18 protein-coding genes are annotated in these 23,305 nt (G+C 62.9%); 14 read left to right on the forward strand and 4 right to left on the reverse strand.

Translation table 11 applies throughout. The features are described from left to right. Window positions 1-12: 12 nt before the first annotated feature. The 3 genes from AS156_RS33940 to AS156_RS33950 form a co-directional block, all read right to left on the reverse strand. Window positions 13-1,635 carry an AMP-binding protein gene (locus AS156_RS33940; RefSeq protein WP_066513721.1) on the reverse strand — a complete coding sequence of 541 codons (1,623 nt, stop codon included), beginning with the start codon at window positions 1,633-1,635 and terminating at the stop codon, window positions 13-15. A gap of 727 nt (window positions 1,636-2,362) precedes the next feature. Then, the gene (locus AS156_RS33945; RefSeq protein ID WP_066513722.1) at window positions 2,363-3,121 is read right to left on the reverse strand and encodes an SDR family NAD(P)-dependent oxidoreductase; all 759 of its coding nucleotides are present in this window, start codon (window positions 3,119-3,121) and stop codon (window positions 2,363-2,365) included. A gap of 73 nt (window positions 3,122-3,194) precedes the next feature. Next, entirely contained in the window at window positions 3,195-4,463 is a 1,269-nt protein-coding gene (locus tag AS156_RS33950; RefSeq protein ID WP_066513723.1) for an ROK family protein, read from the reverse strand. A 265-nt stretch (window positions 4,464-4,728) separates the two neighbouring features. On the opposite strand from AS156_RS33950, the gene AS156_RS33955 reads away from it, so the two are divergent. The 11 genes from AS156_RS33955 (at window position 4,729) to pyrC (ending at window position 18,035) form a co-directional block, all read left to right on the forward strand. Then, complete coding sequence (locus AS156_RS33955) at window positions 4,729-5,694, forward strand: sugar-binding protein (protein ID WP_066513724.1); 966 nt, start codon at window positions 4,729-4,731, stop codon at window positions 5,692-5,694. A 64-nt stretch (window positions 5,695-5,758) separates the two neighbouring features. Continuing rightward, window positions 5,759-7,285: a sugar ABC transporter ATP-binding protein gene (locus AS156_RS33960; RefSeq protein WP_066513725.1), complete on the forward strand. Its 1,527-nt coding sequence runs from the start codon at window positions 5,759-5,761 to the stop codon at window positions 7,283-7,285. Further along, the gene (locus tag AS156_RS33965; protein WP_066513726.1) at window positions 7,282-8,343 is read left to right on the forward strand and encodes an ABC transporter permease; all 1,062 of its coding nucleotides are present in this window, start codon (window positions 7,282-7,284) and stop codon (window positions 8,341-8,343) included. The genes AS156_RS33960 and AS156_RS33965 overlap by 4 nt, the downstream gene beginning before the upstream one ends. 194 nt (window positions 8,344-8,537) lie before the next feature. After that, window positions 8,538-9,848, forward strand: coding sequence for a carbohydrate porin (locus tag AS156_RS33970; RefSeq protein ID WP_245313194.1), 1,311 nt, complete (start codon window positions 8,538-8,540; stop codon window positions 9,846-9,848). A gap of 40 nt (window positions 9,849-9,888) precedes the next feature. Then, the gene (locus AS156_RS33975; RefSeq protein WP_066513727.1) at window positions 9,889-10,653 is read left to right on the forward strand and encodes an ATP-binding cassette domain-containing protein; all 765 of its coding nucleotides are present in this window, start codon (window positions 9,889-9,891) and stop codon (window positions 10,651-10,653) included. Next, window positions 10,653-11,735, forward strand: coding sequence for an ABC transporter permease (locus AS156_RS33980; RefSeq protein WP_066513728.1), 1,083 nt, complete (start codon window positions 10,653-10,655; stop codon window positions 11,733-11,735). The genes AS156_RS33975 and AS156_RS33980 overlap by 1 nt, the downstream gene beginning before the upstream one ends. Before the next feature lie 95 nt (window positions 11,736-11,830). Further along, on the forward strand, window positions 11,831-12,763 hold the full coding sequence (locus AS156_RS33985; RefSeq protein WP_066513729.1) for a sugar-binding protein: 933 nt from the start codon (window positions 11,831-11,833) through the stop codon (window positions 12,761-12,763). Between the two features lie 163 nt (window positions 12,764-12,926). Further along, the gene (locus AS156_RS33990) at window positions 12,927-14,450 is read left to right on the forward strand and encodes a sugar ABC transporter ATP-binding protein (RefSeq protein WP_066513730.1); all 1,524 of its coding nucleotides are present in this window, start codon (window positions 12,927-12,929) and stop codon (window positions 14,448-14,450) included. Then, a complete protein-coding gene (locus tag AS156_RS33995; protein ID WP_066513731.1) occupies window positions 14,443-15,486 on the forward strand; it encodes an ABC transporter permease subunit in 1,044 nt (347 codons plus the stop codon). The genes AS156_RS33990 and AS156_RS33995 overlap by 8 nt, the downstream gene beginning before the upstream one ends. 90 nt (window positions 15,487-15,576) lie before the next feature. Further along, window positions 15,577-16,524, forward strand: coding sequence for an ABC transporter substrate-binding protein (locus AS156_RS34000; RefSeq protein WP_066513732.1), 948 nt, complete (start codon window positions 15,577-15,579; stop codon window positions 16,522-16,524). 416 nt (window positions 16,525-16,940) lie between these two features. Next, complete coding sequence (gene pyrC, locus AS156_RS34005; RefSeq protein ID WP_066513733.1) at window positions 16,941-18,035, forward strand: dihydroorotase; 1,095 nt, start codon at window positions 16,941-16,943, stop codon at window positions 18,033-18,035. Between the two features lie 106 nt (window positions 18,036-18,141). On the opposite strand, the gene AS156_RS34010 is transcribed toward pyrC, so the two are convergent. After that, complete coding sequence (locus tag AS156_RS34010; protein WP_066513734.1) at window positions 18,142-18,966, reverse strand: helix-turn-helix transcriptional regulator; 825 nt, start codon at window positions 18,964-18,966, stop codon at window positions 18,142-18,144. A 91-nt stretch (window positions 18,967-19,057) separates the two neighbouring features. On the opposite strand from AS156_RS34010, the gene AS156_RS34015 reads away from it, so the two are divergent. The 3 genes from AS156_RS34015 to serA all read left to right on the forward strand — a co-directional run bounded on the left by AS156_RS34015 (window position 19,058) and on the right by serA (window position 23,286). Continuing rightward, window positions 19,058-19,948, forward strand: coding sequence for an SDR family oxidoreductase (locus AS156_RS34015; RefSeq protein WP_066513735.1), 891 nt, complete (start codon window positions 19,058-19,060; stop codon window positions 19,946-19,948). Between the two features lie 228 nt (window positions 19,949-20,176). Then, on the forward strand, window positions 20,177-21,754 hold the full coding sequence (locus AS156_RS34020) for a GMC family oxidoreductase (RefSeq protein ID WP_066513736.1): 1,578 nt from the start codon (window positions 20,177-20,179) through the stop codon (window positions 21,752-21,754). A gap of 281 nt (window positions 21,755-22,035) precedes the next feature. After that, a complete protein-coding gene (gene serA, locus AS156_RS34030; protein WP_066513738.1) occupies window positions 22,036-23,286 on the forward strand; it encodes a phosphoglycerate dehydrogenase in 1,251 nt (416 codons plus the stop codon). The last annotated feature ends 19 nt before the right edge of the window (window positions 23,287-23,305 follow it).

The following is a 23,305-nucleotide window of genomic DNA, read 5'->3' on the forward strand; positions in this document are numbered from 1 at the left end:
CAGCCTGGCGGCTCAGGCGTGCCGCAGCTTGGCCTTGAGCGCGCGCATGTCGATAGCGCGGTTGGCGGTAACTGCCGCAGCCGCCAGCGTCTTGATCTCGCCACGTGCGAGCTTGCGCGTCGATGACAACGGCAGCTCGTCGACGATCGCGACATAGCCGGGCACCTTGTGATAGGCGAGGCGTTCGGCACAGCTCTGGACGATCGAGGCGGCGAGCGCGTCTGCGTCATCGACCTTTGCGGACGGGACGATGAAGGCGAAAACCTCCTCGCCGCGGATGTCGTCCGGAACCGGCGTGACCGCACAGCCGCCGATGCGCGTGTCCATATAAAGCGCGCTTTCGACCTCGAGCACGCCGATGTTTTCACCGCTGCGTCGCACGATGGTCTTCTTGCGATCGAAGAAATACATCAGCCCGTCTTCGTCGGCGAACACCAGGTCGCCGGTATGGAACCAACCATTTTCCCACGCGGCTTCGGTGGCCTCCTGATCCTTCAGGTACCCGCTGAAGAAGCCGGCGCGCGGGGCATCGCCTTTGGCGCGGACCAGCAGTTCGCCGGGTTTGCCAGGTGCGACGTCGGCGCCCTGATCGTCGACGAGGCGATATTCCATGCGTTCCGACGGCCGGCCGACACAGCGCGCACCGAAACCAGCCGGCTCGTGCGCGGTGGTGGTGGCCGCGGCGCCCCCGGTCTCGGTCATTGCCCAGGCCTCGACGATCGGGATGCGGTAACGCTCTTCGAAGGTGGCGCGGTGGCGGACATCGACACCTGGCGCAAAGGCAAAGCGCACGCGATGCTGCCGTTCAACCTCGGTCACCGGCAGTTGGAGCAGGATGGCGGGGATGACGCCGAGACAGTGCACGACCGTTGCGCCGCTGTCGGCTACGCATTGCCACCAGCGGTTGGCATGAAAGCGGTCGAGCGGCACCACGGCGCCGCCCAGCACCATCATTCCGACGGCGCTGCAGCCAAGCGCATTCATGTGGAACATCGGCAGCGGCGTCAGGTTGACTTCGCGGTCGGGCTGCAGCGCTGCGACGCCGCCTTGCGCGAGATACCAGTCGGCGACCTGCAGGAAATAGCGGTTCGAGAGCATGCATCCCTTCGGCCTGCCGGTGCTGCCGGAGGTGAATAGCAGCGCGCACTCGGCGTTGAAGTCGGGATCCTGGGCTATGACCTCGCTCTCGCAGGATGGAATGCGGCCGTCGGTGTCGATCAGGCGGGCACGCCCGAGTGCCGCATCTTTGGTCACGTGGATGCGGTCCGGCGTTGCCACCAGCAGGTCCGCCTCCGACAATTCGAGCTGGAAGGACAGCTCGTCGGGACGGACATCAGGGTTGATCGGGACGATCGAGACCCCGAGTGCATTGAGTGCGAGCCAATGCAGGAAGAAGACCGGGCGGTTTTCGAGCAACAAGGCAACCCGCGCGCCGCGGCCATAGCCGGCAGCCGCGTATTCCGCGCGCAGACGGTCGACCTCCGCCTTGAATGCTCCGTACGCGATCTTGAAGCCATCGGGTGCGTAAGGCAGCTTCGCGCTCGCAGGCGCGAGCAGGAACGGCGCGTCCGGGCGCGTTGTCGCCGTGGCGATGAAGGCATCGGAAGGCGATCGATAGGGAAGGTCGCGGCGCATTGCGGGCAGTGCTCCTGTTGATGCCTCCGGCCCTTCACCAGATCGCGGCCGGAACCCGCACGCAGCCCTTGCTGAGGCGGCAGCTTCGGGAATACTTTAAGCATAAACTATCTTGCTGGCCAGCGGCGATCTGGGCATATCGGCGCTTAGAGGCGGAGGGACGCGTGCAGGCAGGTGACGCGGACGGGCAGCAGGCGGGGCGGCCGATCTGGCCGCAGGCGGCGGAGCGCTTTCCACCGGCGGGTGGTCACCGAGACGCCCCTCACCGAGAACGGCAAGATCCGAAAGGCCACACTGCGCGAGGCCGGTAGGACCGCCGACACCTCTGACCGCGACGCAGCGGGATATCGGCTGCGCCGCTAACTAATCTTACTGCGTCACAAGCGCCTAAGCCTTCATCTGAAAGGCTGTAAATCTGCGCGGCTCGTCATTGCGAGGAGCGATAGCGACGAAGCAATCCATGTTTCCACGTATGCTGCATGATGGATTGCTTCGCTTCGCTCGCAATGACGAGGATGGCTGACATCCCAATGACCTTGTGACCAGTAAGACTAAAGCGCGATGAGATTGGGTTGAATCGTCATCGCGCTTTAGCTCCTTGTTTGCGCATGATCGTCGCGCAAACGCGTTCCGCGTTTGTCGCGAGGGAAAACCGCTTCACACTTTGCGCTAACGCGGCCCTTCGGGTCCGGATCATGCTCTAAGGTCAACACGGTCCGCGATCTAGTTAGACCCAGCCGCCATCGACGATGTAGTTCTGGTTCGTGCAGGCACCGCTGTCGTCAGCGGCAAAGAAGAGGACGACGCGGGCGATGTCGTCCGGCATGAGCTTGCGCTTGAGGCATTGGCGCTGCATGAGCTCGGCCTCGCCTTCGGGCGTCAACCACCGATCTTGCTGCCGCTGGGTCATGATCCATCCGGGCAGGATGGAATTGACGCGCACGTTGCTCGGCCCGAGATCACGCGCGAGCGCGCGGGTCAGGCCCTGAACCGCTGATTTGGCCGTCGTGTAGCAGGGCATGTTGCCCTGGCCGATCACCCAGCTCACCGAGCCGATGTTGACGATCGCACCGCCCCCCGCCTTGATCATATCAGGTGCGATTGCCTGGGCGCTGAAGAACTGGTGCTTCAGATTGACCGCGATCCGCTCGTCCCAGTATTCGGGCGTGACGTCTTCGATCGCATGACGGTCGTCGCGGGCTGCGTTGTTGACGAGGATGGTGATCGGCCCGAACGCCTCGCGGATATTGGCGATCGCTTGTCTCAGGGCGGCGATGTCGCGCAGATCGGCGTGCTCGAACTGTACGCTGGCATGCGCGGGCAGGCTGGCCAGCAGCTGCTTTGAGGCCGTCACATCGATGTCGATGAAGCCGACCCGCGCGCCCTGGCCGACGAACTGGCGCACGATGGCCTCGCCGATGCCGGAGCCGCCGCCGGTCACCAGTACAGTCCGGTCCTTGAGGCTTGGATAGATGGCGCCCTGCATTGGAATCCTCTCGATTTGCGCCTGGAGGGCGTCAGTTGCGTTGCTGCGGCTCAAAGGCCGCAGCTCCCGGTGTTCACTCGGTCGTTTCCATATAGCTTCTGTCCACGATCCGCAGCGTCCGCCGGACCATGCCGTCGACAATTGTCGCCGACTCGCTCGGACGCACATAGATCGCCGTGGACTTGAGCAGCCACGGCAACACCGCCTGCTCGAGCCGCTCCTCATAGGCGTGGCGCATCATCTCGAATGCCTGCAGGCCGGGGCCCGCCAGAATGACGTGATGCGGGCGCAGCACCGAGATCGTTGCGGCGACGGCCTCTGCAAGCGAACGGCCTGCCTGCTGGAACAAGTGCTCGAGGCGGGGATCGCCGCTCTGCGCTCGTTCGCGCAGCAATGCCATCTGCGCCTCGGACGGCTGCTGCGACGCTGCCGGCGGCAGGTCGAGAAAGGTGCGAGCGTCGCGGTAGAGCGCATAGTCGGCGAGATAGGCCTCAATACAGCCGCGCTGACCGCAGCGGCATTGCGGACCATCGGGCGCCAGCTTGACATGGCCGATCTCGCTGCCGGCGTCGGCGCCCCAGCGGGCCTCACCGTCGACAACGACGCCCATTCCGACGCCGTGACCCACCATGATCGTAGCCGAGAGGCCCTGCGCCAGTGCCGGTTCGGAGGCGGCGAGGGCCAGCGCAACTGCGACAGCGTCGTTCGCCATCACGACTTCAACACCGAATGTCTCACGGATCGGATTCGCCAGATCGACGTCGGTGATCGAGAGCGCCGGGCTCCACAGATGCCGGCCGGTATCAGGATTTACGATGCCTTGCAGCGCGATCCCGATTCCCAGCAGCCGATGGCGGGGCGTGGCCGTTGCATCGAGCATGGCCTCGATCTGCTCGACCACGAGCTGGCGCAACGCGCCTGCATCGAGTGCGCGCGTCGGGAGTTCAAGTCGCGATTGCGCCAGGCCGGAGCCACTGAAATCCGCGATCAGTGTCTCAATCAGATTCATGCGCAGCGAGACCGCAACGATACGGCCAAACTCCGGGTTCAGGGTCAACAGGACCGCCGGCCGGCCGCGCCGACGGCCATTCGGGCCGTCCGCATCCTCTTCATTGGTGTCGTCGGGCCAGGACATCGTCTCGGTCTCGGCCTCGCACAGCACCTCTTCCGCGATCAGTTTCGACGTGATCGCCGAAATGGCTGGGAAGCTCAGCCCCGTGCCGCGTGCGAGCTCCACGCGCGGCAATGGCCCCTGGCGTCGCAGGACTTCGACGAGACGGCCGCGATTCGATACGCGGGCTGCGCCTGAAGCACGTTTCGACGGCTCCGTCTGCTCATTCATATCGCCTCTTTAATTTGGTTCGTGAAATTAATCAACGTGCGTCGCACCGAAGTGTAATCGAAAAAGCACAGCCAGCGGCTGTTTTATCGTACCATGTTTACTATTATCGTACCTTGTGTACTATTCAAGCGAGAGGAGATGAGTAAGAGCATCCTTGACTGGATATTTTGCCCCTCCTAATTTATTCGCTGCGTAAATAAAATAAGGTGCAGAAAAAGCGCCGGGCGTGAAGCCCCGATATCGGGGTGACAAAGGGGAGGTGCATATGAAAGGCCCAATAAAGAAATTGATCGTGCCGGTGCTGGCGAGCGCAGTGGCGCTCGCGATGGCGACGGGGATAGCGCAGGCGCAGCAGAAAAAGACCATTGCGCTCGTGACCAATGTCGCGGCCGACTTCTGGATCATCGCCGGCCGCGGGCTTGAGAAGGCCCAGAAGGAGCACCCGGACTACAATATCGAGTTGATCGTCACCAACGAAGGAACGGCGGCGGGTCAACGGCGCGAACTGGACGATCTGCTCGTGCGCGGCGTCGCCGGCATCTCCATCTCTGTAGACGATGCGCCGCATGCAACCGAAGAACTCAACAAGGTTGCGGCCAAGACGGTGTTGATCACGACGGATAGCGATGCGCCGCAGAGCAAACGTCTCGCCTATATCGGCACCGACAACGTCGCCGCCGGGCGACAGGCGGGCGAGGAGATCAAGAAGGCGCTGCCGAACGGCGGCAAGATCGCGTTGTTCGTCGGCACGATGGATGCTGACAACGCCCGCGAGCGGGTGCAGGGCATCAAGGAAGCGATCGCCGGCACCAAGGTCGAGCTGGTCGACGTGTTCACCGACCAGGTGGACTTCGCCAAAGCCAAGGCGAACATGGAAAACGTGCTCGTCAAATATCCCGACATTGCGCTGATGTCCGGACTGTGGAGCTACGAGACGCCGCTGATCTATGACGCGGTGAAGGCGGCGGGCAAGGCCGGCAAGGTGAAGATCGTCGGCTTCGACGAGGACCAGCGCACATTGCGCGGCATCTCCGACGGCACGATCGAATCCACGGTCGTGCAGCAGCCGTACGAATTCGGATATCTCTCCGCCACCAACATCATCAAAACGCTGAACGGGGACAAGTCCTGGATTCCGGCTGACGGCAAGCTGATCGTGCCGACCAAGGTGATCAACAAGTCCAGCGTCGCAGAGTTCGCCGCCTCTTTGAAGGAACTGCTGAAGAAGTGACTTCAGTGTGCTTCAACGCCCGGCTGCCCCAAGCAGCCGAGCGTTGTGCGGGAGGATACGCCATATGGCGGAGACGTTGCTTGAACTCAGCGGGATCAGCAAGACCTATCCCGGGATCAGGGCCCTGGACAATGTCAGCTTGCGCGTGTGCCGCGGCGAGGTGCTGGGCCTGATCGGCGAGAACGGCGCCGGAAAATCGACGCTGATGCGCGTGCTGGGCGGCGTGATCGCGCCGAGCGAGGGCGTGATTCGTATCGGCGGCCACGACCACGCCCGAATGACGGTGAGCGAAGCGACACGGGCGGGCATCGCCTTCGTGCACCAGGAACTGAACCTGTTCGAGAATCTCGACGTCGCGGCCAACGTCTTCATAGGGCGGGAGAAGCTGACCGGCGGCCCGCTGAAGCTGGTCGACAATGCGGAGATGCACACCCGCGTGACGCCGCTGCTGGAGCGGCTGGGTGCCGATTTCACGCCGAACACGCTGGTCGACAACCTGTCCATCGCAGAGCGCCAGATGGTGGAGATCGCCAAGGCGCTCTCGATCGACGCCCGTGTGATCATCATGGACGAGCCGACCTCCAGCCTGACGATTTCGGAGACTGAACGGCTGCTGGCGGTGATTGCCGACCTGAAGGCACACGGCATCTCGGTAATCTATATTTCTCACCGGCTGGGCGAGATCATGGCCTGCGCCGATCGCGTCGTGGTGCTGCGCGACGGACGCACGGTAGGGGAATTGGCGCGGGACGAGCTGACTCATGCCGCGATGATCCGGCTGATGATCGGTCGCGACCTGAAGGCGCTGTACACGCCGCCAAAGCGTTCGCCGCAGCCGGGCGGCTGCGATATCGCCGGCGTTGTGACGGCCGGCTTTCCCGACCGGCAGATCAACCTGTCCGTTCGGCGCGGCGAGATTCTCGGTCTGGCCGGGCTCGTTGGCGCCGGCCGCACCTCGCTTGCCCGCGCGGTCTTCGGCATTGACCCGCTGCTCGGCGGCGAGATCAGGATCGACAACGCGCCAGTGGATGTCGCGTCGCCTCGGGACGCGATCAGGCAGGGGATCTATCTGGTGCCGGAGGACCGCAAGAAGTCCGGGTTGGTGCTGGAACTGCCGATCAGGGAGAACGTGACCCTCGCGAGCCTGCTGGATTATGCGCGGATGTGGCTGGTCAATGGCACGGCTGAGCGCAAGATCGCGAAAGAGCAGGCGAGGAGCCTGTCCATAAGGGCGCCGAGCATCGATATGGAGGCCGTGACGCTCTCCGGCGGCAACCAGCAAAAAGTCGTGCTGGGCAAGTGGCTTTCCATGCAGCCGCGCGTGATGTTCTTCGACGAACCAACCCGCGGCATCGATGTCGGCGCCAAGAGCGAGATCTACACGCTGATGCGCGGCCTCGCCGACCAGGGAGTCGCGATCGTGATGATCTCCTCGGACATGGAGGAGGTCATCGGCGTCTCCGACCGGGTGGCAGTGATGCACGAGGGGAGCGTCAGCGGCGTGCTCGAGCGCGATCAGTTCAGCGAGTACAACGTGTTGCGGCTGGCAGTCGGCCAAGAACTGGAAACCTTGGAGACCGCCCTGCAATGATGAAGAAGGAACTCGGCCTGTGCTTGCTGCTGGTGGTGATCTCCGCCATTACGGGGGGGATCAATCCAGCCTTCCTGTCGTGGGTGAACCTGCTGAATATGGCCAATCTGATCGGCCTGTTCGGTGTGTTCGCGCTGGGCGAGGGGCTCGTGATCATCACCGGAGGCATCGATCTTTCGCTCGGCTCGATGTTCGCGCTGCTTGGCGTCGTCTTCGTCGACCTTCTGACGACGTATCAGATTGCCTGGCCTCTCGCGCTGCTGCTGGTCCTGATGGGCGGACTGGCGCTAGGCGGTATCCAGGGTTTCCTGATCACACGGCTGAAAATGCAGCCCTTCATCGTGACGCTGTGCGGGTTGCTGATCTATCGCGGCGCCGCGCGCTACTATACGAGCGATTCAACACGCGGCTTCGGCTACGGTGACGAGGCGAGCACGCTGAGCAACATCGCCTCCGGCAATGTCGCGGGTATCCCGAATACCTTCATCTTCCTGATCATTCTTGCGCTGATCCTCGGCGTGTTGCTGCACCGCTCGGTCTACGGGCGCTGGCTCTATGCCGTGGGCAAGAACGAGGAAGCGGCGCGCTTCTCCGGCATCAACACCAATGTCGTGATTGCGACCGCCTACATCATCAGCGGCGGGCTCGCCGCGGTCTCGACCGTGCTGTTCGTGTTCTACACCAACTCGGTCTCACCGAGTTCCTTCGGGAATTTCTACGAGCTCTATGCGATCGCGGCTGCCGTCCTGGGCGGGTGCAGCCTGCGCGGCGGCGAGGGCTCCATTCTCGGTATCGTGCTGGGGACGGCGCTGCTGCAGGTGCTGCAGAATCTCGTGAATATCCTGGGCATCCCCAATTCGCTGAACTTCGCGGTGATGGGAACGGTGATTTTGATTGGTGTGCTGGCGGATCAGCAATTGCAGAGCCGTCGACGGCGCCAGGCGGCGCTGGAAGGCCTCGCCCGTACCGCGCCGCGATCGACGCATTCGCAGGGAAAGCAAGGCGCATCGGCGCACGGCGCGGCTGCGTTGCCCACGGGTACGGGTGATCAGGCGTGAGAGCTCGATCAAGGAAAGGCCTCTCGTTATCGGGGTGAAGGGCGACTGAAATCGGTGTGTGTGTTGGGGAGCTAGCGCGTTCCAGGCTCGAGGGCTTTGGGCCGGGACGTGACAAGAACAGACAAAGCCTAGGACGCTGGGGAGTAATGGAAATGCTGTTGGACAGGTCTATAAACGTCGCGCGCGTATGCGGCATGGGGATTGCGCTGTCATCCCTGTTGGGCGGTGGAGCGCATGCGGCCGATCTCTTAACGAAAGCTCCGCCGCTTCCTTATGCCGAGACCGATGATTTCTGGACAAGACCATATTTGTTCGGCGATCTCGGCAGGACGAGGCTGAAGGAGATGGGCATCGATATCGGCCTGACGCTGGGCAATGAAACCGTCGGCAACTTGTCGGGCGGAAACAGAAACACCGGAGCCAACGCTGGGCAGCTCTGGTTCGGGGCCAAGTTCGATATGGCGAAGCTTGCCGGCATCCAGGGCGGCACCGTTGGCCTCACGCTGGTCGACCGCTTCGGCGACAATCTGAATAGCGAGGCAGGCATTCCGGCGCTGCAACTGACCAACGAGGTCTTCGGCCGCGGAAACATCCTGCGCCTGACGGAGCTCTACTACTCGCAGAAGCTCTTCAATGGCCTCGTTGAAATCAAGGGTGGCCGTCTTCCAGTTGGCTCCGACTTCTTCTTCGGTCAGTGCGAGTTCATCAACCTGACCTTCTGCGGCGGCCAGCCCGGCAACATCCAGGGCGGCTACATCTATAACTGGCCGGTGAGCCAATGGGGCGGTGTGGTCCACTACAACTTCGCCAAGGAATTCCAGTTGTCGGTTGGCGTATACGACTCCAATTCGAATTATCTGACGACGTCAGATCCCACCATTTACTACCTGCCGGGCGTCCCCGGCTCGATCCCCGGCTCTGGCGTGCTGGTGCCGGTGGAATTGGTGTGGGCGCCGAGCGGACCTTTGAACGGGACCTGGAGGTTCGGCGGCTGGTATGACAGCGCGTCGACCATTGATGGCGGCCTCCCAGGCATCATTACGACCATTCCGGGCGTCGGGGGCGTGCCGGACCAGAATCTGAGCGATCAGCGGGGCCGCTACGGGTTCTATGAATCGATCCTGCAGCGGTTGACCGTTGATGGTCCCAAGGGGCAGGGCTGGTACACCTTCCTGAATACGACCGTTGCCGATCATCGGACGTCGTATCAGGACTACCAGATTGCCTGGGGCGTCAAGCACACCGGCACGTTCGCTTGGCGTCCCGACGACGAAGTCGGCTTCGCGGTAGGCACGACCCACGTCAATTCGAACGCTCTCAGCCCGAATGCCGGCGGCAACGAAATCCCGATCGAAGCCTGGTACGGGTGGCAGGCGACCGGCTGGATGAATCTCAAGTTCGACGCCCAGTATGTGATCAACCCTGGCGGGCGTGGGTATAATGCCGCCGGCGTGAAGACCGACAATGCCTGGGTCCTCGGCATGCGCACCACGGTTCACTTCTGATCCGGTGGTGCTCTGCCAGGATGTCTGAGCGAGGCCAACCATGGTAACCCCTCACGCAGCCGGGCAACCGGTCCTGGAGTTGAAGGGCATCGGCAAGGAGTTCGGCGCCATTCGTGCGTTGCATGGCGTCGACCTCTGCATCTTCCCCGGCGAGGTGGTTGGCTTGATGGGAGACAACGGCGCCGGCAAGTCGACGCTCGTCAAGATCATCGCCGGCAATTTCCCGCCGAGCCACGGCGAGATCCGCTTTGACGGCCAGGCGGTTCATTTCGCCCGTCCGATCGATGCCCGCGCGGTCGGAATCGAGGTCGTCTACCAGGACCTCGCGCTCGCCGACAACCTCACGGCGGCAGCCAATGTCTTCCTCGGCCGTGAGCTCAAGCGCAAGTTTGGTCCGCTCGCCTTTCTTGATCACAAGGCGATGGCAGCGCGCGCGTTGGAGCTGTTCGGGGAGCTGCGCTCCGAGACCCGGCCGCACGACCTCGTCAAGCAGATGTCGGGCGGCCAGCGTCAAGCGGTCGCCATCGCGCGGACACGGCTCTCCAATGCCAAGCTCGTGATGATGGATGAGCCGACGGCTGCAATCTCGGTCCGCCAGGTCGAGCAGGTCCTGGGCCTGATCCATCGTCTGAAAGAGCAGGGCGTCGCTGTCATGCTGATCTCCCACCGCATGCCGGATGTGTTCGCTGTTTGCGACCGCGTCGTCGTCATGCGCCGCGGCGAGAAGCGTGCCGACAAGGAGATCGGCGACACCAGCCCCGAGGAGGTCACCTCCCTCATCACGGGAGCGAAGGAGGCTGCGTGATGGCCACGCCCCTGGAATCTCCCATCTCCTTCAGCAATGTCGGCCGGGCCAAATGGTGGCAAAGCGGTTTCTTCGCCTCGCAGACGAGCTATGTCCTGCTCGCGCTGGTGGCTCTGTTCGTGGTGATGAACTTCGCCAGCCCGTATTTCTTCACCGAAGGCAATCTGCAGAATGTGGCGAAGAACTTTTCCTTCATCGCCATCGCCACGCTCGGCGTGACCTTGGTCATCATCACGGCCGGCATCGATCTCTCGGTCGGCTCGATGATGTGCTTTTCCGCGATGATCACCTCGATGGTCATGACCCACATTTCGACGCCGGGTTTGCCTGGCGCGGAGTGGTTCGTGCATCTGGCCGCCGACGGCAAGACCGTGATCGCCAACGTGCCCGGCTTGATCCTGGTCGTCTCGGTCCTGGCGGGGCTCGGCGTCGCGCTGATGGTCGGCCTCGTCAACGGCTTCTGCATCGCCGTGCTTGGGCTGTCGCCTTTCGTCACCACGCTTGGCATGCTCTCGATCGTGCGTGGCCTCGGCTACGTCGTGTCCAACGGCCGCGGCAGTTTTCCCAGCGGTCCCGACGCCGACTATTTCTACGCGCTGACATCGGGCGTTGTGTTCGGCATGCCTGCGCCGTTCATCTATCTGGTGGTTCTCGCGGTGGCGATGGCGGTTGTGCTGCACCACACCAGCTTCGGCCGCTACGTCTTCGCCATCGGCGGCAATGAGAAGGCGGCGGCGCTGACCGGCGTTCCGGTCGTGCGCGTGAAGATCGAAGTCTATGTGATCTGCGCGCTCGCGGCGGGTCTGCAAGGCATCATCGTCTCCGGCTGGCTGGGATCCGCACCGGCAAACATGGCGACGTCGTACGAGCTCAACGTCATTGCCGCCGCCGTCATCGGCGGTGCCAATCTCGCCGGCGGCGTCGGCGGCCCGCTTGGGGCCATTGTCGGCTGCGTGCTGCTCGAGGTGATCCGCAATGGCCTCGTGCTCGCACAAGTCAACTCCTATTGGCAGCAAGCCCTGGTGGGTGTGATCATCATCGTGGCAGTGCTCGTCGATCGTATCCGATCGCGCATGGCCTGAAGAATTCCTCCGGGAGGATAACGAAACGATCGTCTATCCGCCTCCCGGAGCCGCTGATTTCAAGGGATAGGCACGATAAAAAGTGGAGGGAAGCAATGAGGAAGCTACTTCTAGCCGGCATGGTCCTCGCCGCGATGACGACGCCCGGATTTGCCCAGAGCTACAAATTCGTGATCGTGCCCAAGGCCATGAACAATCCGTTCTTCGATTTCGCGCGCGACGGCTGCGAGAAACGCGCCAAGGAGCTCGGCAACGTCGAATGCACCTATAAGGGCCCTGTCGAGCACGAGCCGGCGACGCAAGCGCAGATCATCCAGGATTTCGTCACCCAGAAGGTGGACGGCCTGGCCATCTCGGTTGCCGATGTTGCCGCGATGACCAAATCGATCGAGGCGGCGACGGCAGCCGGCATTCCCGTCATCACGTTTGACTCGGACGCGCCGAGCTCGAAGCGCATTTCCTATATCGGAACCAACAACAAGGAGTTCGGCGTCGCACTCGGCAAGCAATTGCTGAAGCTCCGGCCCGACGGCGGCAAATACGCAATGATCTCCGGCGGACCGGGTGCGGAGAATCTGGCCGAACGTGTCAATGGCGTCCGCGAAGCGCTCAAGGGCTCGAAGTGGACCGAAGTCCCGGGCTCGCCAAGCTTCTGCAACGACGATCCCGCGCTCGCCGTGCAGCAGATGACGGATCTGCGCACCGCGACGCCCGACCTTGCGGCGATCATCCCGGTCGGCGGCTGGCCCATGTTCGCGCCGGAAGGATTCAAGGCGTTCGCCAGCAAGAGCAAGAAGGAGATGGACGCTGGCAAGTTCACGATCGTCGCGGCCGACACTCTCAAGATGCAACTTGAGCTGCTGAACGAGGGTTACGCCAATGCGCTGATCGGCCAGCGTCCGTTCGAGATGGGCGAAAAAGCGATGGACACCCTCCTTGCCATCAAGAAGGGCCAGAAGGTGCCCGAGATCATCTATACCGGTCTCGACGTTGTGACAAAGGACAACGTTGCGACGATGTTGAAGTAGGAACGTTCGCTGCCCCCCAACGTTCCAGCGCGTCCTCTTCCAGCTTCGGAAGAGGGCGCGCGACCTTCGTCGATCAGGAAAGATCGCACAAGGAATGTGAGTCCTTCGTATGAGGTAGCGCAGACGAACCACGGACAAAAAGCCGTGTGCGCCGGGAGGCATAATGAGCGATCCGATCCTGGAAATGCGCGGAGTCTCGAAATCCTTCTTCGGCATCAGGGCGCTGCGCAGCGTCGATCTCACCGTCCACGCCGGTGAGATTCATGCCTTGATGGGAGAGAACGGCGCCGGAAAATCGACGCTGATGAAGATTCTATCCGGGGCGTACAGGCCCGATCCCGGCGGCGAGATTCGGATCGAGGGCAGGCCCGTGCGGATCGAAGGCCCCCTGGGTGGCCGTGCGGCCGGCATCTCGATCATCTATCAGGAATTGTCGCTAGCCCCCAATTTGAGCGTCGCCGAGAACATCTATCTCGGCCGCGAGATGTCGCGTTCGGGGTTGCTTGCGCGCGGCGCCATGCGTCTCGGCGTCGGCCCGATACTCGCGCGGTTGGGAGCGGATTTCCTGCCGTCGACCCCGGTGGCGCAGCTGTCCATGGGCCAGCGTCAGCTCGTCGAGATCGCTCGTGCGCTGCACGCGAGGTCGAAAATCCTGATCATGGACGAACCGACCACGGCATTATCGGCGGGTGAGAGCGAGCGGCTGTTCGCACTGATTCGCCAACTTCGTGCCGAAGGTCTTGCCATCATCTACATCTCGCATCGGATGGACGAGATTTGCGCGCTGGGCGACCGGGTGACGGTGCTGCGCGACGGCCGGCTGGTGGGCTCGCTCGACAAGGCCGAGATCCGCGCAGACACGATCGTTCGGCTGATGGTCGGGCGCGATGTCTCCACTTTCTACAAGAAGGATCATGATCCGGCAGCGGGGCGGGGGCATGTGGTGCTTACGGCGACCGGCCTGGCCGATGGGCGACGCGTCCGCGGCTGTTCGCTCACCGTACATGCCGGCGAGGTGGTCGGCCTCGCCGGCCTGATCGGGGCGGGCCGCACCGAGCTTGCGCATCTCATCATCGGAGCGTCGCCCAAGACTGCCGGCCATATCGAGATCGAAGGCCGTCCAATCGATATCCGTACGCCCGGCGAGGCGCTCGACGCTGGAATTGCCTATCTGACCGAGGACCGGAGGTCCCTCGGGCTGTTCCTGGACATGTCGTGTCTCGACAATATCAACCTCGCCGTGCTCGGCCGGGATGCGAAGCTCGGCTGCATCCTCGATCGCGACACGGCCCGCGACCGAGCCAGCAAGGCATTCACCGCCCTCGGTATCCGTGCCGCCAATGTCGGCGTCTCGGCCGGCGTGCTGTCCGGCGGCAACCAGCAGAAGGTGCTGCTGTCGCGCCTGCTCGCGACCACACCAAAAGTCCTGATCCTCGACGAACCGACGCGCGGCGTCGACGTCGGAGCCAAGTCCGAGATCTATTCCATCATCGATAATCTCGCGAAATCCGGCACCGCAATCCTGGTCATCTCATCCGATTTGCCTGAAATCATCGGGATCTGCGACCGTGTCATTGTCATGCGTGCGGGGCAAATTGCCGGTCAAATGGAGCGCACGGCGGCGTCGCCGTTAAGTCAGGAGGACATCATGGCGCTCGCAACCGGGATGGAGCACGCGCATGCCTGACAGTTCTCCGCAGACGCAAGTTCGCTCAGTCGCGGCTCACGATGCAGCCGCCGCGCAGGAGACGAGGCGTCAGCGCATGGTGCTTCTGGTCCGCGCCGCCGGCATGCTGCCGGTGCTGCTGCTGCTCTGCCTTGGCTTTCATTTTCTGTCGGATGGTCGCTTCTTCTCCGGCCAGAATCTCGGCATCGTCCTGCAGCAGGCTGCAGTCAACACCGTGCTCGCGGCAGGCATGACCTTCGTCATCCTCACCGGCGGCATTGACCTGTCGGTCGGCTCGATCCTGGCCGCGTCGGCGATGGCAGGATTGGCGATATCCACGATTCCCGATCTTGCGGCGTTCTGGCTGCTGGTCTCGGTGCTCACGGGTCTGGGGTTCGGTGTCATCAACGGTGCGCTGATCGCGCTGTTGCGTTTGCCGCCCTTCATCGTCACGCTGGGTTCGCTGACCGCCGTGCGGGGCTTTGCTCGTCTGCTGGGCACCGACACCACGATCTTCAATCCTTCCATTCCCTATGCTTTCATCGGTAACGGCTCCCTGACGCTCATTCCAGGTGTCGTGTCGATCCCGTGGCTGTCGGTGATCGCATTGCTCGTCATCCTTGTCTCCTGGCTGGTGCTGCGCCGGACCGTCCTCGGCGTGCACATCTATGCGGTCGGCGGGAACGAGAGTGCGGCGCGGCTGGCCGGCATCAAGGTGTGGGCCGTGCTGATCTTCGTCTACGGAGTGTCGGGACTTCTGGCGGGCCTTGGCGGCGCCATGCAGGCGGCGCGGCTCTATGCGGCCAATGGGCTGCAACTCGGCCAATCCTACGAGCTCGACGCGATCACCGCCGTGATCCTCGGTGGCACCTCCTTCGTCGGCGGTATCGGTTCGATCTGGGGAACGCTCGTCGGTGCATTGATCATAGCGGTTCTCTCGAACGGCCTCATTCTCATCGGTGTCTCCGACATCTGGCAATACGTGATCAAGGGTCTGGTGATCATCGGTGCCGTCGCGCTCGATCGTTATCGCCTGCAAGGCTCAGCGCGCACCTGAAGGGGGCGCGCGCCGCCGCCATATGCGGATCTGGTTACGGCAAACTGGTCAGCCGTACCCCGGGGTGAAGAAAGACCAGGGAGGAAGCCAATGTTGAAGACGATGTCGTTCGCCGGCGCCGCCATGGTGCTCGCCCTCAGCTCTGCTCCATCGTTTGCGAAGGAGCTCAAATCAATTGGGATCTCGCTGGGCTCGATGGGCAACCCGTTCTTCGTGGCGCTTTCGAAGGGGGCCGAATTCGAGGCCAAGAAGACCAATCCGAATGTTAAGATCACCACCGTCGGCTTTGAATATGATCTCGGCAGGCAGGTGACCCAGATCGACAACTTCATCGCCGCGGGTGTCGACCTGATCCTCCTGAACCCCGGCGATCCCAAGGCGATCGGGCCCGCGATCAAGAAGGCCCAGGCGGCCGGCATCATCGTCGTCGCCGTGGACACGGCGGCCGAAGGCGCCGACGCCACGGTGACCACGAATAACGTCCAGGCCGGGGAGGTCTCCTGTCAGTACATCGTCGACAAGCTCGGCGGCAAAGGCGATGTGATCATCGAGAACGGCCCGCAGGTTTCCGCCGTGATCGACCGTGTGGTCGGCTGCAAGAATGTCCTCTCCAAGACTCCCGGGATCAAGGTTCTCTCAAGCGATCAGGATGGCAAGGGATCGCGTGAGGGAGGCCTGACGGTTGCGCAGGGTTATCTGACCCGCTTCCCCAAGATCGACGCCATTTTCGCTATCAACGATCCGCAGGCGATCGGTACTGATCTTGCCGCGCGCCAGCAGCAGCGCTCCGGCATCGTCATCACGTCGGTCGACGGCGCACCCGACATCGAGGTCGCGCTCAAGGATCCGGCGACGCAGCAAATCCAGGCGTCCGCTTCGCAGGATCCGTTCTTCATGGCTCGCCGCGCCGTGCAGGTCGGCGTCGGCATTCTCAATGGGCAGAAACCTGCTTCAACAGTCGAACTTCTGCCGTCGAAGCTCGTGACCCGCGACAACGTGGCCCAGTATAAGGGGTGGACCTCGGACCGTTCGCAGTAATCGCGCCGGCGTTGTCCTTCGCCCATTCCTATCCCGGATTGGAGCCAAGGCAGTTCGACTGACGAAGTACGAGCGCCCACAGGAATGCCGGTTCGTCCTGCAGGCATACCTGGCTAAAGCGGGATGGGGTTAGGTTGAACTGATTGGGATTCCCAAATCAGTGGACTTATGTTTCACCATGCTGGGCTGGGCGGAGGCCAGCAGGGGCGTCTCCTTCGACCAGGGCGTCATCTCCGAGGAGCCGGGAGGGGTAGGGCGCGGTAGCCGGACGACCGTGGCGCCGGGCAGGGCGATCGGCTGCTAGCACCGAGAAGCCGGCGAGGCACGAGATGTTGTCATTCGCCCATCACAGGGTATAGACGGAGGACATTCGGCGCGAGCGGCGCCATTTCTGAGTATCCTGGAACGGAATTCCTATGACGCTCGATGCAATCTTCGACGCCTCTTCGAAGGCCAAGGCACAAACGGCGGAAACCATCAGGATCCGGCGGCCGGACGATTGGCATGTGCATCTTCGCGACGATGCGATGCTGCGAGCGGTGCTTCCGTTTACTGCCGCGCAATTCGCCCGGGCCATCATCATGCCCAACCTCGTGCCACCAGTGGCGACGGTGCGTGCGGCGGAGGCCTACCGCTCGCGCATTCTGGCGGCCCGACCGTCCGGAAGCGACTTCCAGCCGCTGATGACCTGCTATCTCACCGACACCGTCGCGGCGGACGAGATCGAGGCGGGACATTCGGCCGGCGTCTGGATTGCGGCCAAGCTTTATCCCGCCGGTGCCACGACCAACTCCCACCACGGCGTCTCGAACATCGCCAAGATCCGGCCTGTGCTGGAGCGCATGGAGCGGATCGGCATGCCGCTGCTGATCCACGGGGAGGTAACCGATCCTGATGTCGACATCTTCGATCGCGAGGCCGTGTTCATGGAGCGGACGCTGTTGCCGCTGCTGCGTGAGCATCCCGGATTGAAAGTCGTGGTCGAGCACGCCACCACCGAAGAGGCGGTCGCCATCGTGCGCGACCATCAGCCACGCGTGGCAGGGACGATTACACCGCACCATCTCGTCATCAACCGGACCTCACTGTTCCAGGGCGGATTGCGTCCCCATCTCTATTGCTTGCCGGTCGCCAAGCGGGAGCACCACCGACAGGCGCTACGCAAGGCCGCAACTTCCGGAGAGCCGTGCTTCTTTATCGGCACCGACACCGCACCACATCTCTCCAAGGCCAAGGAAGCCGCCTGCGGCTGCGCGGGGGTGTTCGTCGGCGCGACCGCCTTGCAGACCTACGCCCAGGTGTTCGATGAAGAGAGCGCCCTCGACAGGCTGGAGGCGTTCGCGTCCTTGAACGGAGCGCGATTCTACGGTGTGCCCGCTAATACCGGCACGATCGAACTCAAGCGAAGCCCCGGAACTGCCCCTCTGGCCGTTCCGGTCGAGAGCGAAGAGGTCGTGGTGTTCCGCGGCGGAGAAAGCATGCCGTGGTCGATCGGAGAGACAAAGATCTGAAGAGGGGCTGGTAAAGCTCCTGCCGCTGCCAGCCCGCCTCCACGGTAGAGATAGTGGCTAACGAGATCGGAACGCTGCGATTGCCTTTCAGCGGGATGGTGCGCGCCTACTTCGGTCGAGACTTCAGAAGCGCCCGGATCTTGTCCTTGTCCGCGGGCGTTGCGGGATTGTAGATCACCATATTGAGGTCAGGCCGGCCACCGACGGCAAACGCAGAGAATTCCATCGAGAGCGGGCCCGCGGTGGGGTGATGCAGGACCTTCACGCCATCGCCATGACCTTGCACGTCGTTGTCACGCCACATGGCTGCGAATTCAGGGCTTGTCGCGGAGAGCTCATCGACCAGCGATTGCACATTGCGCGCCGCACCGGCGCGCGCCACATCGGCGCGGAAGGACGCCACCACATAGCGCGCGACAGTTTGCCAGTTTTTCTGCGCCGCGCGCACGCGGCTGTCACGGAACATCATGCGCAGAACATTGCGTTGTCCCTCGGGCAGTGTGCTGTAGTCCGTGAGGACCGTCGCGGCGGGCTTGTTCCACGCGATCACATCCCATGTCGCCGTCCGAATAAAGGCGGGACTGTATTCCAGCGTGTCGAGCACGCGCTGCAGACGGGGTGAGATGCCTTCGGGCGCGTGATAGCGGACTTCGGGTGGCCGGCCCAGACCGAGCAGAAACAGATGTTCTCGCTCCACGTCGGTCAGCATCATGGCGCGAGCTATGCGATCCAGCACATCGGCGGAGGGCGCACCGCCGCGCCCCTGCTCAAGCCAAGTGTACCATGTGGCGCTCACATTCGCGCGCTGCGCCACCTCTTCGCGCCGAAGTCCCGGCGTTCGCCGCCGCTTCAGCGCAAAGCCGAATGCCGTGGGATCGAGCTTGGCGCGACGATCCCGAAGGTATGCCCCGAGCGAGTTCACGTCGTTCATCCAGTTAGCAATTATACCCGTATAATCTCACTACTTTACCCGAATGAGGACCATAGCAATATTCCGGCACTCTGAACAGGGAGAGCTTCTCATGCGCGTATTCATCACCGGTGCCGCGGGATTTATCGGCACCGAAACCACCAAGGAACTCATCGCCAGCGGGCATCAGGTCGTCGGCCTCGCGCGCTCGGAAGCGAATGTCGAGACGCTCCGGAAACTGGGCGCGGAGGTTCATCGCGGCTCGCTGCAAGATCTCGAAAGCCTGAGGAGCGGCGCAACGGATGCAGACGGCGTGATCCATCTGGCCTTCATCCATGATTTCGCAAAGTTCGCGGAGAATGGTGCAATCGACAAGGCCGCCATCGCAGCAATGGGCGATGTGCTGGCCGGCACGAACAAGCCATTCATCGTGACCTCTGGAACGGGCCTCATCGCGCCAGGTGTGCTGATCAATGAAGACATGCGACGCGAATCCAGCCCGCATGTTCCGCGTGTGTCCGAGCAGGCGGGTTTGGCCTATGCCTCGCGTGGTGTGCGGGCGATGACCATCCGCCTGCCGCAAGTGCATGGTGCCGACGGGAAGGCTGGGTTGATCACTTATCTGCTCGAGCTCGCGCGAAAAAAGGGCACCGCTGCCTATGTCGGCGAAGGCAGCGAACGCTGGGCTGCGGCGCATCGGCGCGATGTTGCCCGCCTGTACCGGCTTGCGTTGGAGAAGGGCGCGACGGACGGAATTTATCACGCCGTCGGCGAGGAGGGCGTCCCCATGCGCCAGGTCATCGACGTGATCGGCCGCGCGCTGAATGTACCGGTGGTTTCAATCAAGAAGGAAGAGGCGGGCGATTATTACGGGCCGTTGGCCATGTTCGCCGGCTTGGACATGCCGGCCTCCAGCGCCTTGACGCAGCAGCGGTTGGGCTGGACGCCGACTGGGATCGGTTTGATCGCGGATATCGGCCAGCCGGGTTATTTCAAGGTTTAGGCAGTCCGAGAGGCTTGCGAACATACAACTCGAATGCCAGTGGCGGACCGTCGCTGGCATTCTTCGCTTCGTTGCTTTCTTGGGCGTCCGTTTGGTTTCGGTTTCCTGTGGCCGACCTGCGGTATACGATGACCGTACTCCAGAGATGGACAGCCGACGCCGGCGAAGCGTTCTTCGCCGCGTTTTTTTGCGCCGCCAAAAGAGCGCATGCAGTGGAAGTGACCGGACGTGATTGAACAGGAATACGACACGATCATCATCGGCGGAGGTTCCGCCGGAGCGACACTGGCGGCACGCCTCAGCGAAGACCCAATTCATCGTGTGCTGCTGCTCGAGGCCGGACAAGATCTGCGTACCGCGACCACGCCGGAACACATCCGCATCCCGAACCCGATGCGCGCCATCGGCGATGATGACTTCCGCTGGCCGAAGCTCTTGGCGCGACGCACCGAGCGGCAGCAGCCGGTGCTGCTCTGGCGCGGTCGCGCCATGGGCGGCAGCTCGACCATCAACGGCCAGATCGCGATCCGCGCCGTGCCCGACGACATCGACCGCTGGGCAGCCGCGGGCTGCACGGGTTGGTCGTGGGACGAGATGCTGCCCTATTTCTGCAAGCTCGAAACCGACAAGAACTTCCCCGACGCTGCCTATCACGGCGATCGCGGTCCGATCCCGGTGTATCGCGCTCCGATCCCGGATTGGGGCAATGTCGATCGGGCGCTGCGCTCGTCCGCGCTCGCGCTCGGCTATGGCTGGTGTGAGGATCACAACGCGCCGACCGGCACCGGCGTCTCGCCCTACGCCATCAACAGCGAGGCTGGCTTGCGGATCTCCACCAATGACGGCTACCTCGAGCCGGCGCGCGGTCGCGCCAATCTCGACGTCGTCGGTCACGCCCTGGTCGACACCGTCACCTTCGAGGGCAACCGGCTGCACGCCAGCGGCGTCCTGGTCCGCGTGAACGGCCAATCCTGCACGTCCCGCGCGGCGCGCGAGGTGATCCTCTGCGCCGGCGCCATCCATTCGCCGGCCATCCTGCAACGATCCGGCATCGGGCCCGCCGCCCTGTTGGAGACGCTTGGTATCCCGATCCGCGCGGATCTGCCTGTGGGCGAGAACCTGCTCGACCATCCGATCGTGAATGCATTGCTGCATTTGCGCGAAGGCAGCCAGGTCAGCACGCTGATGCACCGGCACACCAATTGCTGCCTCCGCTACTCGTCCGGGCTCGCAGATGCCGGCGACAACGACATGATCATGATCGCCGGCAACCTTGCCCGCTCGCCGCAATCGATGACTGAAGTGACGCTGGGACGCATCGCCGTCTCCGTCTATCAGGCCTTCAGCCAGGGCCACGTCCGCATCACCACTGCTGACCCAGAGGTCGATCCGGCGGTCGAGGAGCGCATGCTGTCCGATCCTCGCGATCTGGTGCGCATGCGCGACGGCGTCCGCCGCCTGCGTGATATCTGCCTGCAGCCTGCAGTGACCGATATCGCCGACCGCGTCGATTATGACGCCAGCGGGCGGTCGATGAAGGATCCACTCGGCGGCTCAGAGCTGGATGACTGGCTGTTCGCCGAGTGCAGCGACGCGCAGCACGCGAGCGGCACCTGCCGCATGGGCGCACCGGACGATGCGCGCTCGGTCGTCGATCACGAATGCCGGGTCATCGGATGCACTGGGTTGCGCGTGATCGATGCCTCGATCATGCCGGAGGTCCCGCGCGCCAACACCCATCTGACCACGGTCGCCATCGCTGAGCGCATGGCGGATCGGTTGAAGGGCGCAAACCGCGCGGTTTAGGTGCGATCGACATTGCGGTCGGCGACGAAGAACTCACGCGCGGAACCTTCTGAACGTGCTTCGTTGGCGCCAACTGGGTTCCGCTCGGGGACATGGTTGATCTCGACGGCATCGCGTCGTGATCGGCGCTGCGCCTGCCCGTTTGGTCCCTCCAGCAGGAGCCGGCGGAAGCGCCTTCTGCGGGCCTCCCGATACAATTGCGCTTCATGCTATCATGTGGTTTGTCCAAATTGCGCTCGTCCGAGAGCCGCCGCCCGGACTTATAAAACTGGATATCCAAGATGTTATCGCTTCCCAAAACCAAGATACGCGTCCTGCTGCTGGAAGGCGTGAACGATTCTGCGGCCCGGATGTTCGAGGCCAATGGCTATACCGAGCTGCAACGTCTGCCCAAGGCGCTGGGACGGGAAGAACTCAAGCAAGCGCTTTCGGGCATCCATATGTTGGGAATTCGTTCGCGGACGCAGTTGACCGCGGAAGTCCTGGAGGCCGCCGACCGCCTGCTCGTCGTCGGCTGTTTTTCGGTCGGCACCAATCAAGTCGATCTCGACGTCGCGCGAAAGCTCGGGATCCCGGTATTCAACGCGCCATATTCCAATACTCGCAGCGTCGCCGAGTTGACCATCGCCGAGGTCGTGATGCTGTTCCGCCGGATATTTCCGCGTTCGATCTCCGCACATGCCGGCGGCTGGGACAAATCCGCCGAAGGCAGCCGTGAGGTCCGCGGCAAGACGTTGGGCATCGTCGGCTACGGCAATATCGGCTCGCAACTATCGAACCTCGCGGAAGCCATGGGCATGCGCGTGATCTATTTTGATCAGACCGACAAGCTGCGTCACGGTAATACCGAGCCTGCCGATTCGCTTGACGCCTTGCTCGCAGCGAGCGACGTCGTATCGCTGCATGTACCGGAGACCCCAGCTACCGCCAATATGATCGGCCCGGCCCAACTTCAGCTGATGAAGCCCGAGGCCTTTTTGATCAATAATTCGCGCGGCACCGTGGTCGATCTCGATGCGCTGGCGAGCGCCTTGCGTGAGGGCCGCCTGGCAGGTGCTGCGGTCGATGTGTTTCCGGTCGAACCGGCGTCGAACGAGGCGCGCTTTGTCTCGCCGTTGCAAGGACTGTCCAATGTGATCCTCACGCCGCATGTCGGCGGTTCGACGGAAGAAGCGCAGGATCGCATCGGCGGCGAGGTGGCGCGTAAGCTGATAGATTATTCCGATGTCGGCTCGACCTTCGGTGCGGTCAATTTTCCGCAGGTGCAATTGCCGGCGCGGCCGACCGGTACCCGCTTCATCCATGTTCACCGCAACATTCCGGGCGTCATGCGTCAGGTTAACGACGCGGTCTCCCGGCACGGGATCAACATTCTGGCGCAATACCTGCAGACCGATCCGGAAGTCGGCTACGTCGTGCTCGAGACTGACATTGTCGGCGGCGAGGGCGAAGGACTTTTGGCCGAGCTGAAAGCCATTAACGGCACGATCCGGGTGAGGGTGCTGTACGACCAGAACCGGCCGCAGGGTTGATCAAGCGATTGCGCGATCG

The organism is Bradyrhizobium macuxiense, from assembly GCF_001542415.1.
Lineage (GTDB): Bacteria > Pseudomonadota > Alphaproteobacteria > Rhizobiales > Xanthobacteraceae > Bradyrhizobium > Bradyrhizobium macuxiense.

Coding starts and splice junctions, on each gene's coding strand:
- AS156_RS33940 (WP_066513721.1), bottom strand. CDS start 1,635: ATGCGCCGCGACCTTCCCTATCGATCGCCTTCCGATGCCTTCATCGCC.
- AS156_RS33945 (WP_066513722.1), bottom strand. CDS start 3,121: ATGCAGGGCGCCATCTATCCAAGCCTCAAGGACCGGACTGTACTGGTG.
- AS156_RS33950 (WP_066513723.1), bottom strand. CDS start 4,463: ATGAATGAGCAGACGGAGCCGTCGAAACGTGCTTCAGGCGCAGCCCGC.
- AS156_RS33955 (WP_066513724.1), top strand. CDS start 4,729: ATGAAAGGCCCAATAAAGAAATTGATCGTGCCGGTGCTGGCGAGCGCA.
- AS156_RS33960 (WP_066513725.1), top strand. CDS start 5,759: ATGGCGGAGACGTTGCTTGAACTCAGCGGGATCAGCAAGACCTATCCC.
- AS156_RS33965 (WP_066513726.1), top strand. CDS start 7,282: ATGATGAAGAAGGAACTCGGCCTGTGCTTGCTGCTGGTGGTGATCTCC.
- AS156_RS33970 (WP_245313194.1), top strand. CDS start 8,538: ATGGGGATTGCGCTGTCATCCCTGTTGGGCGGTGGAGCGCATGCGGCC.
- AS156_RS33975 (WP_066513727.1), top strand. CDS start 9,889: ATGGTAACCCCTCACGCAGCCGGGCAACCGGTCCTGGAGTTGAAGGGC.
- AS156_RS33980 (WP_066513728.1), top strand. CDS start 10,653: ATGGCCACGCCCCTGGAATCTCCCATCTCCTTCAGCAATGTCGGCCGG.
- AS156_RS33985 (WP_066513729.1), top strand. CDS start 11,831: ATGAGGAAGCTACTTCTAGCCGGCATGGTCCTCGCCGCGATGACGACG.
- AS156_RS33990 (WP_066513730.1), top strand. CDS start 12,927: ATGAGCGATCCGATCCTGGAAATGCGCGGAGTCTCGAAATCCTTCTTC.
- AS156_RS33995 (WP_066513731.1), top strand. CDS start 14,443: ATGCCTGACAGTTCTCCGCAGACGCAAGTTCGCTCAGTCGCGGCTCAC.
- AS156_RS34000 (WP_066513732.1), top strand. CDS start 15,577: ATGTTGAAGACGATGTCGTTCGCCGGCGCCGCCATGGTGCTCGCCCTC.
- pyrC (WP_066513733.1), top strand. CDS start 16,941: ATGACGCTCGATGCAATCTTCGACGCCTCTTCGAAGGCCAAGGCACAA.
- AS156_RS34010 (WP_066513734.1), bottom strand. CDS start 18,966: ATGAACGACGTGAACTCGCTCGGGGCATACCTTCGGGATCGTCGCGCC.
- AS156_RS34015 (WP_066513735.1), top strand. CDS start 19,058: ATGCGCGTATTCATCACCGGTGCCGCGGGATTTATCGGCACCGAAACC.
- serA (WP_066513738.1), top strand. CDS start 22,036: ATGTTATCGCTTCCCAAAACCAAGATACGCGTCCTGCTGCTGGAAGGC.